We start from the raw sequence: 15607 nt of genomic DNA on the forward strand, positions 1-15607 counted from the left end.
GCGCTTATACAATTATGAATTACAGACGTTTTCTTGCAGGCATTGCGGCAATCGCGGCACTGCTTATCATATACAGTTTCGCATCTGTTGAGGATCCAATAGACCGCATTCGCCAGCAATTGGACAGGTGGGTTTCTGCCCACCCGGTAGAAAAAGTATACCTTCAGTTTGATAAACCCTACTACGCAGCGGGCGACGATATCTGGTTCAAGGCGTACGTAGTTGCCGGGCCGGATCACCGGCTAACGACCCTGAGTGGTGTAGTGAATGTTGACCTGCTGGACGCTGGTAATGTTACCAAGCAATCGATAAAGTTGCAGCTTGCGAACGGTGTTGCTGCCGGTGACTTTGCCCTGCCTGATACTCTGCGAGGCGGTAACTATCACATTCGGGCGTATACCAATTATATGCGCAATGCCGGCAACGAGTACTTCTTCGACCATGCATTTACTATCCTGAGTGGAATGGCTTCTAAAGGTCCTTCAGGAAACATAACTGTTGCTGCGGGTTCAGCCAGCAGGCAATCAGTTAAACCCGACGTGCAATTCTTTCCGGAGAGCGGTTACCTGGTAAATGGTCTCCCATCCCAGGTGGCGTTTAAAGCCGTGGGGTCAAATGGCTTGGGTGCAGATGTGCATGGCGTTGTTGTGGATGGACAGGGCAAGCAGGTAGCGTCATTCAACAGTACACATCTGGGCATGGGTAAGTTTAACCTTACACCTGTAGCCGGTGTCAGCTACGTGGCCAGGATTACTACGAGCGATGGTACGCAAATGAACGTGCCGCTTCCGAAGGTGCAAGACCGGGGTTATGTAATGACCGTTACCGATAATGGCACGGACATAAGTGTCAATGTTTTGGCATCGCGCACAATAATGAATAGTGCATCAGCCCCTTCGCTTACTTTAGTTGGGCAAAGTGGTGGCAGGGTATATTTTTCTTCAACAGGTAAGCCGGGTAGTACAGCATTCACAACCACAATAAGCAAAGAGAAGTTCCCCTCTGGTATTGCGCAGTTTACACTGTTTACGGCGGGCGGCGAGCCGTTAAACGAAAGGCTGGTGTTTATAAACAATAACAAATTGGCGTTGACTTTTGCTGCAAGTAACAGCTATTCACCAAGGCAAAAGGTGAAAATAGGGGTAACAGCTACCAACGACGGAAAACCTGTAGCGAGCAACTTTTCAGTATCCGTAATTGACGAGAGTAAGGTACCGGTAAACGAAAATACGGATAATAACATTTTGGCTAGCCTTTTACTTACATCAGACCTGCGCGGCTATGTGGAACAGCCGGCGTACTATTTCAATAGCCAAACAGATAAAGTTCGGGCTGACTTGGACCTGCTGATGCTAACACAAGGTTATCACCGGTTCGATTGGAAGGAAGTTATAAACGGCAATTCGCAGCAGGATACTTATAACTTGGAGAAGGCTTTACAAATATCCGGTACTATTACCAGTCCCGACGGTAAACCTGTAGCAGGCGGTAAAGTTGAAGTTATTGATATAGATAATATAGACTATACGCTGGATACCCTGACTGACGCAAACGGACGGTTTTCTTTTAACAACCTGGCTTTTGATGATAGCCTGCGCTTAATAGTACAGGCACGCAACGCTAAAAATAAGCGCGATGTAGTAATTCGTCTGGACTCAATAGCCCCTCTTTCGAAAAGTACAGGTAAAAACGCCCCGGACCTCTCGGCAGATATACATAACGAGCTAACGGTTTATAGCCAAAGTGCAAAAGCGTTGTATGCTGCGCAACGGCAGTATAATGTTGGCAACCATGTTATCCCATTGCAGGAGGTAATTATTCGGGAAAAGAAGCAGGCACTTAAGCATTCCGCAAACCTTAATGGCCCGGGCAATGCCGACCAGGTGCTGCTTGCACGTGATATGCGTAATTACGGCTGCGTTTACCTGGCAGACTGCCTGCAGGGTCGTCTGCTAGGCGTGATATTCAGGAATGGCATCCCATATTCAACGCGTGGTTATCGCCCAATGCAAGTGATACTAGATGGCATGTATGTACAAGGCGATTTCATCAACACCATCAATATAAATGATGTGGCTGGTATAGAAGTGCTGCGAAATGCCGGCACTGCCGGTATTTACGGAGGCAGAGCGGCAAATGGTGTTATTGTAATTACTACAAAGCGAGGCGACGAGCCTGAGACTTACGCCGGGCCGATAACCGGGAGGGGCATAAAGGCTTTTTACCCTAAAGGATATTACAAAGCACGTACCTTTTACTCACCCAGGTATGACGCACCTAAAGAGAACAAACAACTTGCAGACCTGCGCAGCACTATTTACTGGAATCCTAACGTAACAACCAGTGCTGACGGGAAGGCCGCCTTTGAATACTTTAATGCGGGTAGCAGGGGTAAATACCGTGTGGTAATTGAAGGTATTGATAGCGAAGGTAATATTGGCAGGCAGGTATACAGGTATAATGTTGAATAATTTGATGCTGGCGAGGATTTTATCTGTTTCACTTACGCTTTTTTGAGTAAATTTGCTGTAGATATGCCAACCGAAGTACAGGAAGAGACCTTCACGCTAGAAGAGGTATTGGCCGGGCTGAAAGAGATGCACCGCCTTATTTTGTGGAACGATGACCATAATACATTTGACCACGTTATTCATTGCATGATGAAGTACCTGGACTATTCGGAGCCGCAGGCCGAAAAGATCGCGTGGAAGGTTCATAATGATGGTAAATGTGCTGTACTCGAAGGCTCATTTACCGAGATGGAGATCTATCGTAAAATACTCCAGCAGGAAGGCTTAACTGTAAGTGTAGATTAACGCACCCTTAAAGTGGCTATTATCCTCCAAACCGAACGTTTAACCTTAAGCGAGCTTACCTTAGCAGACGCTCCCTTTATTGTAGACCTGTTTAACTCACCGGGCTGGCTCAAGTATATTGGCGACAAAGGTGTCCGTTCTATCAGCGATGCTGAGCGCTACATCCTAAACGGCCCAGTGAAAAGTTATCTTGAAAACGGCTATGGCCTGTGGCTGGTGAGCCTTACAGCAACTTCTAGCCCTATTGGTTTGTGCGGCATTATAAAACGGGACACTTTACCGACGCCAGACATTGGGTATGCTTTAATGCCCGATGCTTATGGCCAAGGCTATGCGCATGAAATGACTTTGGCTGCTTATAGGCATGCTGTTTCGGTATTGAAGATTCCGTCACTTTGCGCAATTGTTACACCTGGTAACACAAGATCTGTAAATGTTTTACTGAAGCTTGGGTTTACGCAACAGCCTGATATTGTATCGCCCGGTAGTACTGATGAAGTTCTGTATTTTACCAGTTGATGACTGAAATCAACTTCGGATTTCAAAGTGGATTGCTTATTGGAAATACCAACTTTGGGCACGCAAAAAGAAGGATAGGCTCATCTCAACATGCAATAATATACATTAGTGAATAAAGCTCAATAATAAAGGGCGGCACATTGCTGTGCCACCCTCCCACATTAACACTATCTAGAACTAGGCGTTTATGGCGCCTATTTTCTTTAGTAGTTTTCGGTTCTCCCGTTTATGAAGGAACCTGTAAACTACGGAATAAATAATAGGAAGAATAAGCAGCGTAAGTACACTGGAAGTAATAAGCCCGCCGATTACTACTATGGCTAATGGCTTTTGCGTTTCGGAACCGATACCCGTAGATATAGCCGCCGGCATTAACCCGATTGCCGCCATTAACGCTGTCATAACCACAGGGCGTACGCGCGACACTACGCCGCTGAGAACTGCTTCATCAAGTTGCATGCCTTCCTGCAGGTTCTTGCGGAACACCGAAATTAGAATAACGCCATTTTGAATACAAACCCCAAAGAGGGCAATAAAGCCAATGCCTGCTGATATGCTAAAGTTTATGCCGGTGACATGCAATGCCAGTATACCACCTATAAGTGCAAACGGTACGTTCATGATCACCAAACCTGCATCCTTGGCATTGCCAAAGGTTATGTAAAGGATAAGGAAGATGACGAGCAAGCAGATAGGTACCACGTGTGCAAGGGTATTTGATGCGCGTATCTGGTTTTCAAACTCTCCGTTCCAGGTGAAAGAATAACCCCTGCCTAATTTCACACGCTGATTCACTTTCTGCTGTGCTTCGGCAATGGTGCTGCCAAGGTCGCGGCCCCGTACAGAGAATTTTACAGCTATATAGCGCGTGTTGTTGTCACGGTATATAAACGCGGGACCTGTTTGCGTGGTAATGGTAGCAATTTCTTTAATCGAAATTTTTGATCCGTTAAGTGTTGGTACCATCAGGTTTTCTATTTTGTCCTGAGTGTCACGATACTGTTTTTGGTAACGTATCCGGATGTCGAATTTACGTTCGCCTTCGTAAAGCTGAGTGGCTGCTTTGCCACCAATTGCCATCTCTATAGTGGCATTAGCATCCGCTGTAGATACCCCGTACAAGGCCATCTTTTGCTGATCCAGCTCTATCCTGAATTCTGGCTGGCCGAGGTTCTTTAAAATACCCAAATCTTCAACACCTTTTATATTCTTGAGGGTTGCCATCACGGAGTCCGCCTTTTGATCAAGCACTGTAAAGTCCGGTCCAAATATTTTAACCGCCATTGATGCCGGCACACCCGCGACAGCCTCTGCAACGTTGTCTATAATAGGCTGCGAGTAGTTAAATATTATACCAGGGAACTGGCTCAGTTTTTTATCAATTTCGGCAATAAGTTCCTCCTGTGATATCTTTCGTTTCCATTTATCTTTAGGTAAAAGGTCCACCTGTATCTGCACATTAAAAAAGCCTTTAGGGTCTGTGCCATCGTTTGTACGCCCTACCTGTGAAAGGGTTTGCTTAACTTCCGGAAAGGTTGATAAAACCTGGCGCATTTTGTTTGTAACGGCTACCGAGCTTTCCAATGAGGTGCTCATTGGCAGTTGCGCAGTAACCCAAAGCGCACCTTCATTTAGCTGCGGAAGAAATTCTGTACCTAAAAACTTTGCCGAAAAGAAGGTTACTGCCATAAAGCTGAATGCTACTATCAGGCTTAGCTTTTGATTGCGATAGGTAAAGGCAAACATTTTGCGAATGCCGTTTTCAAAAAACAGCACTACCGGGTTATGCTTCTCACGTACATTCTTTTTTAGTAAAATGCTGGCAAGCGCAGGTACTAGTGTAAGCGTGAACAGTAATGCCCCCAGTAAAGCAAACCCTAAGGTATAGGCCAGCGGTGAGAACATCTTGCCTTCTACCTTTTGAAAGGCAAAAATTGGGATCAGGCACGTGATTATAATTAGCTTGGAGAAGAATATAGCTTTACCCATTTCGGCGCCCACGTTCTTAAACAAGCCTAATTTTGCCAGGCCGTTAAATTTTTGCATGCCTACTTCCTTTGCCCGATGGTCAAGCGCTACAAAAACGCCCTCCACCATTACCACGGCACCATCTATTATAATCCCGAAGTCAACCGCTCCCATCGAAAGGAGATTAGCCGTCATGCCCTTTATACGCATACACATGAAGGCGAAAAGCAGCGCAAGGGGGATAATTATAGCAACCGTAAGTGTCGTGCGCCAGTCGGCCATGAACAGGAATACAATAACCGTAACCAATATTATACCTTCAAGTAAATTATGTATAACGGTTTCGGTACAAAAATCTATAAGGTTGGTTCGGTCGTAAAAGGTGTCTATTTTCACGTCTTTCGGCAACACATTGTTATTAAGGTCGGCTACTTTTTCGCGGATTCTGGTTAACACCTCAGCCGGGTTTTCACCCTTTCGCATAACAATAATGCCTTCTATAACATCGTTATTCCGGTCTCGGCCAACCTGCCCCAGTCTTGGTAAACCGCTCTCTTTAACATCAGCAATGTTTTTTGCAAGAACGGGCACATTATTGACATTTTTTATGATGATGTTTTCTATCTCGCTAATGTTGTTTATTAAGCCAATGCCGCGCACTACAAAAGCCTGATCATTCTTTTCAATCACATCCCCGCCAACGTTTATGTTGCTGCGGTTAATGGCGTTAAATACATCCAGCGACGTGAGGCCGTATTTTTGCAGTAAAGATGGGTTTACACTCACTTCATAGGTTTTTTCCTCGCCGCCAAAGCTGTTAACATCTGCAACACCGTCAATAGATTTAAATTGACGATCCAGCACCCAGTCCTGGATGGCGGTGAGCTCATGCAGGGTTTTTGTCCGGCTTTTGAGCGTATAGCGGTAAATTTCGCCGGTAGGGCCATAGGGCGGTTCCATTTCGGGCTTAACGCCTTCAGGCAGGTCTACGTTTTGCAAACGGCTTAACACCTGCTGGCGTGCAAAAGAATCGTCTACATCATCATCAAAAATGATACGCACGTATGAAAGGCCGAATGATGATGTTGTGCGCAGGTTTACCTTTTTTTGTACCGAGTTTAAAACCGTTTCCATCGGTACGGTTATCATCTTTTCTACTTCTTCTGCGCTTCGGCCGGGCCATTGCGCTATAACAATTATCTGGGTGTTTGTAACATCCGGGAAGGTTTCTATGGGAGTGTTGAGATAGCTCCATACTCCAAGTACGGCAAGTACAGCGGTAAGGAAGAATACCATTGCCCGGTGCCTAAGCGAGAAATATATTATGTTTTTAATTAGCTTATCCATGATTTTGATAGTTCTATAGCACGTGTCCTCTTTTAAGGAGATGTTTGTGTGAGCAATGTGGGGCTGCAGGAGTTAGTCTTCCGTTAATGCGTTATAAAGCAAGAGCTGACTTTTTGATATTACCTTATCACCGGGTTTCAGTCCTGCAGCTATATAGGTGATGTCGTCAACGGTTTTTATTACGTTAACTTCGCGTACCTGCAGGTCGCATTTGCTGTTATACACAACTACAAAGTTTTTACTGCTGTCAAATATTACTGACGATGCAGGTATGGAAACTGAACTGTTTGCTTCCTTATTGGTGATTAGCACATTAGTAAACATCTCCGGTTTTAAAAGCATGCCGGGATTGCTCAGCGCTATACGTACTTTCATTACTTTGCTGTCCGGGTCAAGTACCGATCCTACCTGGTCTACCTTACCTGTAAAGGCTTTGTCGGGATACGCCAGGGTAGTTATTTTAGCATCGTAACCCAATTTTACCTTCGCTATATCGCTTTCAAATACATTGGCCCAGATCCATACATCTTTCATATCAGAGATGGTAAACAAGCTGTTGTTATTATCCGGACGAATAAAGTTGCCTGCAGCAATGTTCTTTTCTACTATGTAGCCGTCGCCAGGTGCCTTAAGAACAAGCGTTCCGCTGGCGTTGGTGTTACCACCGCCGTTAATAGTTATCTGGTCGCGTACTTTGCTGTTAGATGCAAGTGCTTTGTTATAGTTTTCTTTAGCTTCGGTGTAATCGCGTTCGCTTGATATGCCATTTTTGTACAGGTATTCGGCTTGTTCAAGCTGGCGTTTGCTGATGGCAAGGTCGGCCCGGGTAGAGGTCAGGTCAGTGTAGTTTCCAGCCACATCAGCACTGCGAATAACGGCAAGCACTTGTCCGCGGGATACCTTGTCTCCCAATGATACTTTTACATCAAGCACCTGCCCGCTGGTAAACGGAAATACCTTAACTACCTTGTTCTCATCAAACGACACCTCGCCAGATAAGGAAAGCTCATCCTTCATTTGTGTGGTTTTTGCAGTGTCTATCTTCACCATCTTGGCAAGCGAATCACTAATGCATACCTGCTTGGTTTCCATAGTGCCGCTTTTTTCGTGCTGGCAGGCTGCAAGCCCCAGTGTGGCAGCAGCAATTATATATATGATGCTATTTTTCATTTGTTAGTTTTTGTAAGTGAGTTATAGCGGATTAATTACTGTTGAGCCTACTGCGTAATTAACATCGGCAATGGCTTTCTGCAGGTTAAGCTGTTGTTGAAGTATTTTTAGTTTGGTTTCCCGGTAGGAATCAAAAAAGTCTACAAATTCCTGCAGGCTAATTTGGCGCTGCTGAAAAGCCTTGAACATGCCCCTGTAAATTTGATCGTATTTGTTATAGAAGTCAGTTTCCTGGTTACCCAGCAATTCTTTACTGATGTTGTACTGCTGTACCGCCGAGTACACATCATTCTTTAATTGCAATTCGCTGTTCTTTACAGTTGCTTCCTGCCCCAATACATTTAGCCTTGCGGATTTGATATTTCCCTGATTACGGTTAAAGAAGGGCAATGGTAAGCTTATCTCAAGCCCAACATAGTTACGGGCGTAACTGCTGTTTTGGTCGTAAGTTCCACCAATAGTAACATCAGGTACGGCAAGTGCTTTTTGCAATGCAAGGTTATGGTTGTTTTGATCAAGCAGATAACGATCTGCAAGGTAGTCAGCACGGCTTGTACGGGCCTGCTCAGCAAGCAGAGCCGCGTTCAAAACCGCATCAGGGGTATTATATGTTATCTGGGGTAGTATAAATTTATCTGCATCTACTACCAGCAGGGTTTTCAATTCGCTTTGCAGGCTATTCAATTGGCTGTCTATTGCAACCAGATCGTTTCGTAAGCCAAACAATAAAGCTTTTAAACGTACTACATCTTTAAGGGAGTTATTACCTGCCTGGTAGGCTTTATCCGTAGCTTCCACTATACGCGCGGCTGATGCAATTTCCAACTGGTACACCTTTCGCTGATCGTTCAGGCTTGCGATCTGGGCAAGGTCCAGCAGGAGATTGTAGTGCAGGTTACGCAAAAGGTCGTCAAACTGGGCTTGTTGTATTTTGGCGTCGTCGGTTGCTATTTGTATTTGCTTGCCGCGCTTGCCTGCTGTTTTTATTACCTGGCTTAGCTGCACCAGTATCTGGCCGTTTGTGCCGCTGTGGTCAAAAAATTTGTGGGTAGCATCGGTAATGTTCTGGTCGGTACTCAACACAGGATTGTCCCACAGCCTGGCCTGCTGTATTAAAGCTTTTGAAGCATCTACATTATATTTTTGCGCGAGCAATTGGAGGTTATTGGCCATAAACATTTGCTCGGCGTCTTTAAAAGTAAGCCTGAGGGTATCTGTTTGAGCATTTGCCTTTGAGATGCTCACAGCTGCCATTAACAATAACAGCGATAAAAGGCGGGTTAACTTCGTCATGAGTGCAATAGTATTTACAGCACCAAAACTATAGTAGCGGTATTAGAAGCGAATTAGAACCAGATTAAAAGCAGATTAGAATTCTTTACCGGCAGAAGATCGTAGAAAATTGATGGTAAAAGTACTTCCTGACGGGGTATTTGGCGTTAACTGTATTGTGCCTTTAAACAGGCTAACAATTTTGCTGGTGATGTATAAACCAATGCCACTACCGTTAATTGCACGATCTGCACTTCCCCTGTAAAAAGGCTTAAAGATGTTGTTTGCGTCTTCAGGTGCAATGCCATTACCCTCGTCAGACACCTCTAGTTTGAGTATTTCGCCATTCGCTGTAAAGTTTAGCGTTACAGGCTTATCTCCGGAATATTTAAATGCGTTATCTACAATATTATTGAGGGCGATGAAGAGCATTTGTTTGTTAGCATCAACTGTTAAAGCATTCTCGTCTTCAGGCATTGCGCCAAGGTTTACCTTTAATTTACCCGCACCTTTTTTATCGGTCCATATGTCTGCCAGCTCCCATACCAGCTCATCAAGCCTGACTGGTGATAATGCTGCGCGGGTATAATGCGCTTCTACCTGTGCTAACTGCATAAGGCTGGTAATGGTCTCCTGCAATTGACGGCCGTCTGCCGCAATAGAACTTAGCACCCGCAGGTATTCTTCGGTATCTCTTGGCTTACTAAGGGCAACATCAACCTCGCCCATTATGCTGGTGAGCGGTGTGCGCAATTCGTGAGAAGCGTTAGCAACAAAAGTTTGCTGCAGTTCGAAAGCATTCTCCAGGTGCTCTAATAATAAATTCACATTGTCAATCAATTCGGCTATTTCATCACGATTCTTCACCTGTTCTACACGCAGGTGAAGGTTGGTAGCCCTTATGCGCCTCACCTGGTTGATGACGTTGTTTACCGGAGATAACGCCCGCTGTGCAAACATCCGCCCGGCAAAAAAAAGTACAACGCTAAAAATAGTAAACATGAGCACTGATATGTTGCCCAGCCTGCGCATTCGCCGCGGAGAATTATCATCAATAGCAGATGCCAGTATTACAAAGTTTCCCTGGTTATCCTGGTAATATTTGCCTACTACTTTTCGCCTGCCATCTTCGTACTCTATGTATTTCTCACGCCGAACCTGTTCTATAACCTCACTGCGCCAATACACGTTGTGCTGAGCCTTAAAAGCAGTAAGGTTGTTATCATCGTAAACCCTCAGCACTTCATCGGGGAGCTTTGCCAGGTACTGATGCTGTACAAGTTCGATAGTTTTTGGCGCCAGCTCGTCCGCTTTAAGGTAAAGCTTTGCTGCAAGGTCCACACGGTCGGTAAGCCGGTTGTAAAAATTGGCAGTAGAAAAAGAAAGCACCGCAATGTACACCGCAGCAAGGCAGGCCAGCAACGCGCCAAGGCTAATAAGCGTAAAATAAAGCGAGAGGCGGTTCTTAATCTTCATTTCTGCGCTACGCTTTTAGTATATAGCCCATACCGATAACAGTGTGAATAAGCTTTTGATCAAACCCTTTTTGAATTTTGTTACGGAGATAGTTCATGTATACGTCTACCGTGTTGGTGCCCGTATCAAAATTAATCCCCCAAACCCTTTCAAGAATGAAATCGCGGGAAAGTAATTTGTTGGGGTTTTGGAGGAACAGCTCCAGCAAGTTGTATTCTTTTGCGGTAAGTGCAATTTGCTTGCCGTCGCGTTCGGCAGTTTTGTCCCAGGTATTTAGTTTAAGGCCATGAAAACTTAAGATATGGTCCTCCTCAGCAGGCAGGTTGTTCCTGCGCAATAGTGCTTCTATGCGTGCCAGCAGCTCGTTAAAATGGAACGGTTTCACCAGGTAATCATCTGCCCCGGCATGCAGCCCCTTTACCCTATCGTCTACAGTGTCCAGCGCACTTAGCATCAGTACAGGCAGGTATGGGCGGTGTTTCCGCAGTTGCTTGCATAAATCTATTCCGCTTATACCTGGTAGCATCACGTCCATTATTACTACGTTGTAGCTTTGTTCCATCAGGGCAGCCAGCGCGTGTGCCGCATCGGCAAAAACATCAACGAGGTAGCCATTTTCCTGTAATCCTTTTTTGATGAACGAAGAAACCTTGTCCTCGTCTTCTACAAGGCATATTTGTTCGTGCGCCATTGTTAGGTATATAATTGTAAAGGTAAGCTATAAATTTCTGCACTTCAAAAATGCAGTTTTATACAGGGAATATCCAGCGCCGTAATTTTATTTAATTCAGTTAATGTGAGTTACAAATAAATTGAAATATTTTTTTGATGAATTAATTGTAAACTCTATATTTGCAGTCCCAAAACAAAGGGAGCTTAGCTCAGCTGGTTCAGAGCATCTGCCTTACAAGCAGAGGGTCACTGGTTCGAACCCAGTAGCTCCCACAAAGCCTCACAGAAATGTGAGGCTTTTTTGTTTTCCTAACTGCGAGTTTCAGAGCATCCCGATTAACATCGGGACAAATCATTGGTCCGATCGGCAGCTCCCACAAAGCCTTACAGAAATACGAGGCTTTTTTAATATGTGAAGAGGTGATTCGTTACAGAGGTTTTATAGCATACCTGATGAACCCAGACAATCCCTAAATTTCCATCATCTGATGCAGCTCCCGTATAAAACGGTCAATGTCGGTGCTTTTCCTGAGCGACATGATCGTCATTATGTCTTGCTTGCCGTTTTTGCCCGCGACCTCAAAATACATGTTGATATCAGTACCTGCATATACAAAGTTTATAGATCTGCGCACGGTTTGGATACCGGCAAATGCCCCGAAGTGGTAACTGCGGTTTAGAAACTTTGCTAAACCAACCCGCGTGATGCTTTGTGTTGCTGCGTCGAAAGTTACTTGGGTAAATGCGGCGTTAAAGAAGATGAGTGCAAGAAAAAGAGTAACTGCAACTATAAATACTTTTGCTATTACACCATTGGTGCCGGCATTCAGCAGCGCAATGCCGCATACCAAAAAGAATAACCCGAAAATAATAGCACCTATCTTTTTGGTCTTTAATTTATATGTGGTGCCTTCCTGATCAAAGAAACGGTAAGATGTAAGAGGCTCAGCCTGGAAATCAGCTGGTGAATCGTGCAGGTCAAGGTAGCTATGTATCAACGGTACTGCTTCATTTACAAAGGCGATTGCATTCGGGTCGTCGTTTTTTGTATAACCCGAAGAAACAATTATACCCTTACCATACATGGTCTGTTTTTTAAACAACCTGTAATTATAGCCACCTGCTATATTGCTTACGGGCTTTATGCCTTGTATCTCGGAAAACGGGATAGACGTTGTAGGTATAATACCCATCAGCATTTTACGCATACGAGCTATTTTATTGTCGAACTCGATATGCGTAGAAGCAAAGCCCCAAAACAACACCACCATTAACAGCAGCATTAGCACAAATGGTAAAGACCCTGCTATAGTAGTATTTTGGGAGCTGACATAGAGAAGCAACAACCCTGTGAAAATTACTGCAATTATAATAGTGAATATATAAAATACCCCGTAAGGGTATATAGTTACACGATCAGGCTCTATTTTCCAGCGGGTTTTCGAAAGGCTTTTTAATGACATGGTGTTAAAGTTGAGTTGTTATTGTCAACAGCCTAACATGCATGCGGTTTGATTAATACTTAAGTATAAGTGCAATATGTAATCCTGAAACAAACCTAAAACCCGGTTTAAATGTTCAGCCCTTAGCTATGGCTAAAGACATTAAAGCAATACAGTGCCCGCATTGCGGCAGCACAGACAAAACAGAAACCAAGCCCGATTTCTATGTCTGCAAGAACTGTGGAACAGAATATTTTTTGGATAGTGATGACTTGCACATTTTTCGTCATAGCTATCAGCCGACAGGAGTAAGTTCTGCTCCGCCGGTTAATTCTAAACTACCTGCTTACATACTGGTAGGCGCAGTTCTACTTATTGTGGCAGTATACCTTATCACGATGGTTGTACAGCCAAAAAAAACTAACTTATATATTACCAGTACTTCCTATAAGCCACCCCGGTCTTACTATAGTAGTTTTGTGTATACCAATACAGTAACCGGTGAGCCTGTTTATTTACGCCTGGGGACCGATTATATAGATAAAGGGAACAATAAGTCTGAGCAGGAGCTACATGTTCAGTTTAACAACGCTTTAAATGGCAAGTTAATAGCAGACCGGGTTATTGCCGATGACGCGCAGCAAAAAGACCGGTGTTTACTAACGTTTAAAACGTACTCGCCACATCTGATTTTGGCTGAAGGGTGCAATACCAGTTTGTTAAAGCTTGATACCAGGAACAATCAGCTTATTGATGTAACTCAAAGCATTTTTAAGGGCTTTCCGCAACTAAGTTCTGGCGTGGCGAGGGTAAGTTTTGATTACTACAAGCCTATGATCAGCGTGATGAGCAACGAGGGGGTGAATTATTATTACTTCCCCGAAACAAAAGATTTGGTTAAAACGGAAGAGCAGGCTAACGAACTGTGGAAGAAAAAGTATAATGAACACTACTTTGAATTCGACTACATGGGCGATTACTCTGACGAGCAAAAGCAAAACCAGTTAATTGAAGTAAAATATTTTAAACAAGCCGGGCAAATACTAAAACGGGATGTCACTCCTGGCAGAAAATATTTTAATCCGAAAATACTTTATCAGGATGGCGAGAACTTATTAATTGTGGTTAATACTACTGCCGCTTCCGACCCGCCGGTGAGCATCCAGCGAATTAATGTAAAAACAGGAAAGTTGGAGTGGGCCTTGCCGCCTGATCGGTATAACTTGTACTCGGCAACCAAGTGGAGTAAGGGCTTCGCCGTTGATTATCGCAAAGATGAAGACGCAGAGTACGTGCATGGGGTGTTGGTGTTATCAGACGACGGTAAGATAGTACACAATTACCAGCTAGGGCGTACAGAATAGCCAACTCCGGTATAAACGACACTATCTAGTCCGCTTTTTTTAAAGCGGTTAGCGGCATGTAGCCCGTTGTTTCCTTGCCTGCTTTGGTTAAGTACGATACAAAGACCCACTTAGTATTGCTGGCTGCCATGTTTGCATGTCCAGCGTCACTTTATATGTGGTTGATTGTGCTGTTATAGCTAAGAACAAAAGTAAAGCTGGTAGCTTTTTCATAAACTGCTGCAGCGGTTTGTTGTAGCCAAAGTTTAGCACTTTAACTATACCTGCTCTGCTGCAAAGTATTCTGCTGAAATTTGTTACGCGCTAAAGTGAAGTTGATATCGGTGTAAACAGAGCACCCAGGGCTTTGGAAAGCACTTGGGTAATGCAAGTTGAACCGGCAATGCGTTAATCAATCATGTGGCCTTACAACAATAGTAGGGGACTGCATCCTGCCTGCGCCGGGTGCGCTTTTTACCAGCCAGTAAGGTTGATTGTTTTTGTCAGTCGCTTTTACAATTTTGTAATCTCCGGTTTTCATCAGCGCGAACATCTCGTTAGTTTTAAGCGTTTTTCCGGCATCATTCTTAAATGGCAGCGCTACGCCTCCCGGAGAGACCACTATTGTAGAGTCTTTACCTTGCTGTGGGCTTTGCGCTAATGCAGCTGTAGATAATAATCCTAACAAGCATGTGGCTATTGTAGCATTAATGGCATTTTTCATAATGATTTAATTAGTTAAGCATTGATGTGAAGGTATAACTAATTTGTTAGTTATACAATGGTAGGTAAATTATTTTTAATCAGTAAAGATGATGCTGATAGCGGCACATTTCTATAGGAGAGCTATCTTGCGAAGAATTACTGGTAAGCGTTAATACTTAATTTGTAAATGAACAGACTTAGAAAGCACATCGAGGAAATAGTTAAGCTTACAGATTATGAGTTTGAACGGGTTAAGTCTTTCTTCACCTTGCGTCGCGTAAAAAAAAACCAGTATCTTATTCAGGAGGGTGACGCAGCCAGTTACGAGTACCTGATCCTGACGGGTGTCTTCAGGATGTTTTATCTGGATGAGGATGGTAAAGAATACATAGTACAGTTTGCCGGTGAAAATTGGTGGATGACGGACTACCAGGCTTACTTTGGAGATAAGGCAGCCACTTTGCACATGTTATGTATGGCGGATGCCGAAGTGCTGTGTACCACGCTGAACGGAAGGGAAACCATGGCCGCAGAGTTTCATAAGATGGAACACTTTTTCAGGGTGAAGCTTACCAACGGTTATGTGGCGCTGCAACGCCGTGTGCTCTCGTTGTTGTCCGGCACTCCGCAGCAACGCTATGAAGAGTTTGGTAAACTGTACCCTCAGTTAATGCAAAAGATCCCCAAAAAATATATCGCCGAATATTTAGGTGTAAGCCGCGAAACTTTAAGCCGCCTTTATTCCCGCCAGCGCCCGCTTGCTTAGGTTGTGTGTGATCCTGGTCACACTTTTTCTGTGCGTTATGTCCTCGTTCCCGCAGGGCTAAATGGCTCACATTTGTGATGTAATCAACAAAGGAAATTAAACATCAACAAA

Annotated in this window: 12 protein-coding genes and 1 tRNA gene; 6 read left to right on the top strand and 7 right to left on the bottom strand. The window is 44.3% G+C overall.

All coding sequences use genetic code 11. The features are described 5' to 3' along the window. Positions 1 to 14 precede the first annotated feature (14 nt). From AC59GT_RS01300 to AC59GT_RS01310, 3 genes are all read left to right on the top strand, one after another. Positions 15 to 2471 carry a carboxypeptidase regulatory-like domain-containing protein gene (locus tag AC59GT_RS01300; protein WP_497235960.1) on the top strand — a complete coding sequence of 819 codons (2457 nt, stop codon included), beginning with the start codon at positions 15 to 17 and terminating at the stop codon, positions 2469 to 2471. A gap of 63 nt (positions 2472 to 2534) precedes the next feature. Then, complete coding sequence (locus AC59GT_RS01305; protein ID WP_117384852.1) at positions 2535 to 2816, top strand: ATP-dependent Clp protease adaptor ClpS; 282 nt, start codon at positions 2535 to 2537, stop codon at positions 2814 to 2816. A 12-nt stretch (positions 2817 to 2828) separates the two neighbouring features. Next, positions 2829 to 3335: a GNAT family N-acetyltransferase gene (locus AC59GT_RS01310; protein WP_497235961.1), complete on the top strand. Its 507-nt coding sequence runs from the start codon at positions 2829 to 2831 to the stop codon at positions 3333 to 3335. A gap of 177 nt (positions 3336 to 3512) precedes the next feature. Here AC59GT_RS01310 and AC59GT_RS01315 read toward each other — a convergent pair whose 3' ends face one another. The 5 genes from AC59GT_RS01315 to AC59GT_RS01335 all read right to left on the bottom strand — a co-directional run bounded on the left by AC59GT_RS01315 (position 3513) and on the right by AC59GT_RS01335 (position 11259). After that, complete coding sequence (locus AC59GT_RS01315; protein WP_497235962.1) at positions 3513 to 6650, bottom strand: efflux RND transporter permease subunit; 3138 nt, start codon at positions 6648 to 6650, stop codon at positions 3513 to 3515. A gap of 72 nt (positions 6651 to 6722) precedes the next feature. After that, positions 6723 to 7820, bottom strand: a complete 1098-nt coding sequence (locus tag AC59GT_RS01320; RefSeq protein ID WP_497235963.1) for an efflux RND transporter periplasmic adaptor subunit — start codon at positions 7818 to 7820, stop codon at positions 6723 to 6725. A 21-nt stretch (positions 7821 to 7841) separates the two neighbouring features. Continuing rightward, positions 7842 to 9113 carry a TolC family protein gene (locus tag AC59GT_RS01325; protein WP_497235964.1) on the bottom strand — a complete coding sequence of 424 codons (1272 nt, stop codon included), beginning with the start codon at positions 9111 to 9113 and terminating at the stop codon, positions 7842 to 7844. 75 nt (positions 9114 to 9188) lie between these two features. Beyond that, the gene (locus tag AC59GT_RS01330; protein WP_497235965.1) at positions 9189 to 10568 is read right to left on the bottom strand and encodes a sensor histidine kinase; all 1380 of its coding nucleotides are present in this window, start codon (positions 10566 to 10568) and stop codon (positions 9189 to 9191) included. A gap of 7 nt (positions 10569 to 10575) precedes the next feature. Beyond that, positions 10576 to 11259, bottom strand: coding sequence for a response regulator (locus AC59GT_RS01335; protein WP_497235966.1), 684 nt, complete (start codon positions 11257 to 11259; stop codon positions 10576 to 10578). Positions 11260 to 11438: 179 nt separating this feature from the next. Between AC59GT_RS01335 and AC59GT_RS01340 the strand changes: the two genes are divergently transcribed. Next, a tRNA-Val gene (locus tag AC59GT_RS01340) sits at positions 11439 to 11513 on the top strand. Positions 11514 to 11710: 197 nt separating this feature from the next. Here the strand turns inward: AC59GT_RS01340 and AC59GT_RS01345 are convergent. Next, on the bottom strand, positions 11711 to 12703 hold the full coding sequence (locus AC59GT_RS01345; RefSeq protein WP_497235967.1) for a hypothetical protein: 993 nt from the start codon (positions 12701 to 12703) through the stop codon (positions 11711 to 11713). Between the two features lie 128 nt (positions 12704 to 12831). Here AC59GT_RS01345 and AC59GT_RS01350 point away from each other — a divergent pair, with 128 nt between their 5' ends. Next, positions 12832 to 14046, top strand: a complete 1215-nt coding sequence (locus AC59GT_RS01350; protein ID WP_497235968.1) for a hypothetical protein — start codon at positions 12832 to 12834, stop codon at positions 14044 to 14046. Positions 14047 to 14437: 391 nt separating this feature from the next. On the opposite strand, the gene AC59GT_RS01355 is transcribed toward AC59GT_RS01350, so the two are convergent. Continuing rightward, complete coding sequence (locus AC59GT_RS01355; RefSeq protein WP_497235969.1) at positions 14438 to 14749, bottom strand: hypothetical protein; 312 nt, start codon at positions 14747 to 14749, stop codon at positions 14438 to 14440. 168 nt (positions 14750 to 14917) lie between these two features. On the opposite strand from AC59GT_RS01355, the gene AC59GT_RS01360 reads away from it, so the two are divergent. Continuing rightward, positions 14918 to 15496, top strand: coding sequence for a Crp/Fnr family transcriptional regulator (locus tag AC59GT_RS01360; protein WP_497235970.1), 579 nt, complete (start codon positions 14918 to 14920; stop codon positions 15494 to 15496). Positions 15497 to 15607 lie beyond the last annotated feature (111 nt).

This window comes from Mucilaginibacter sp. 320_HR (assembly GCF_059691875.1).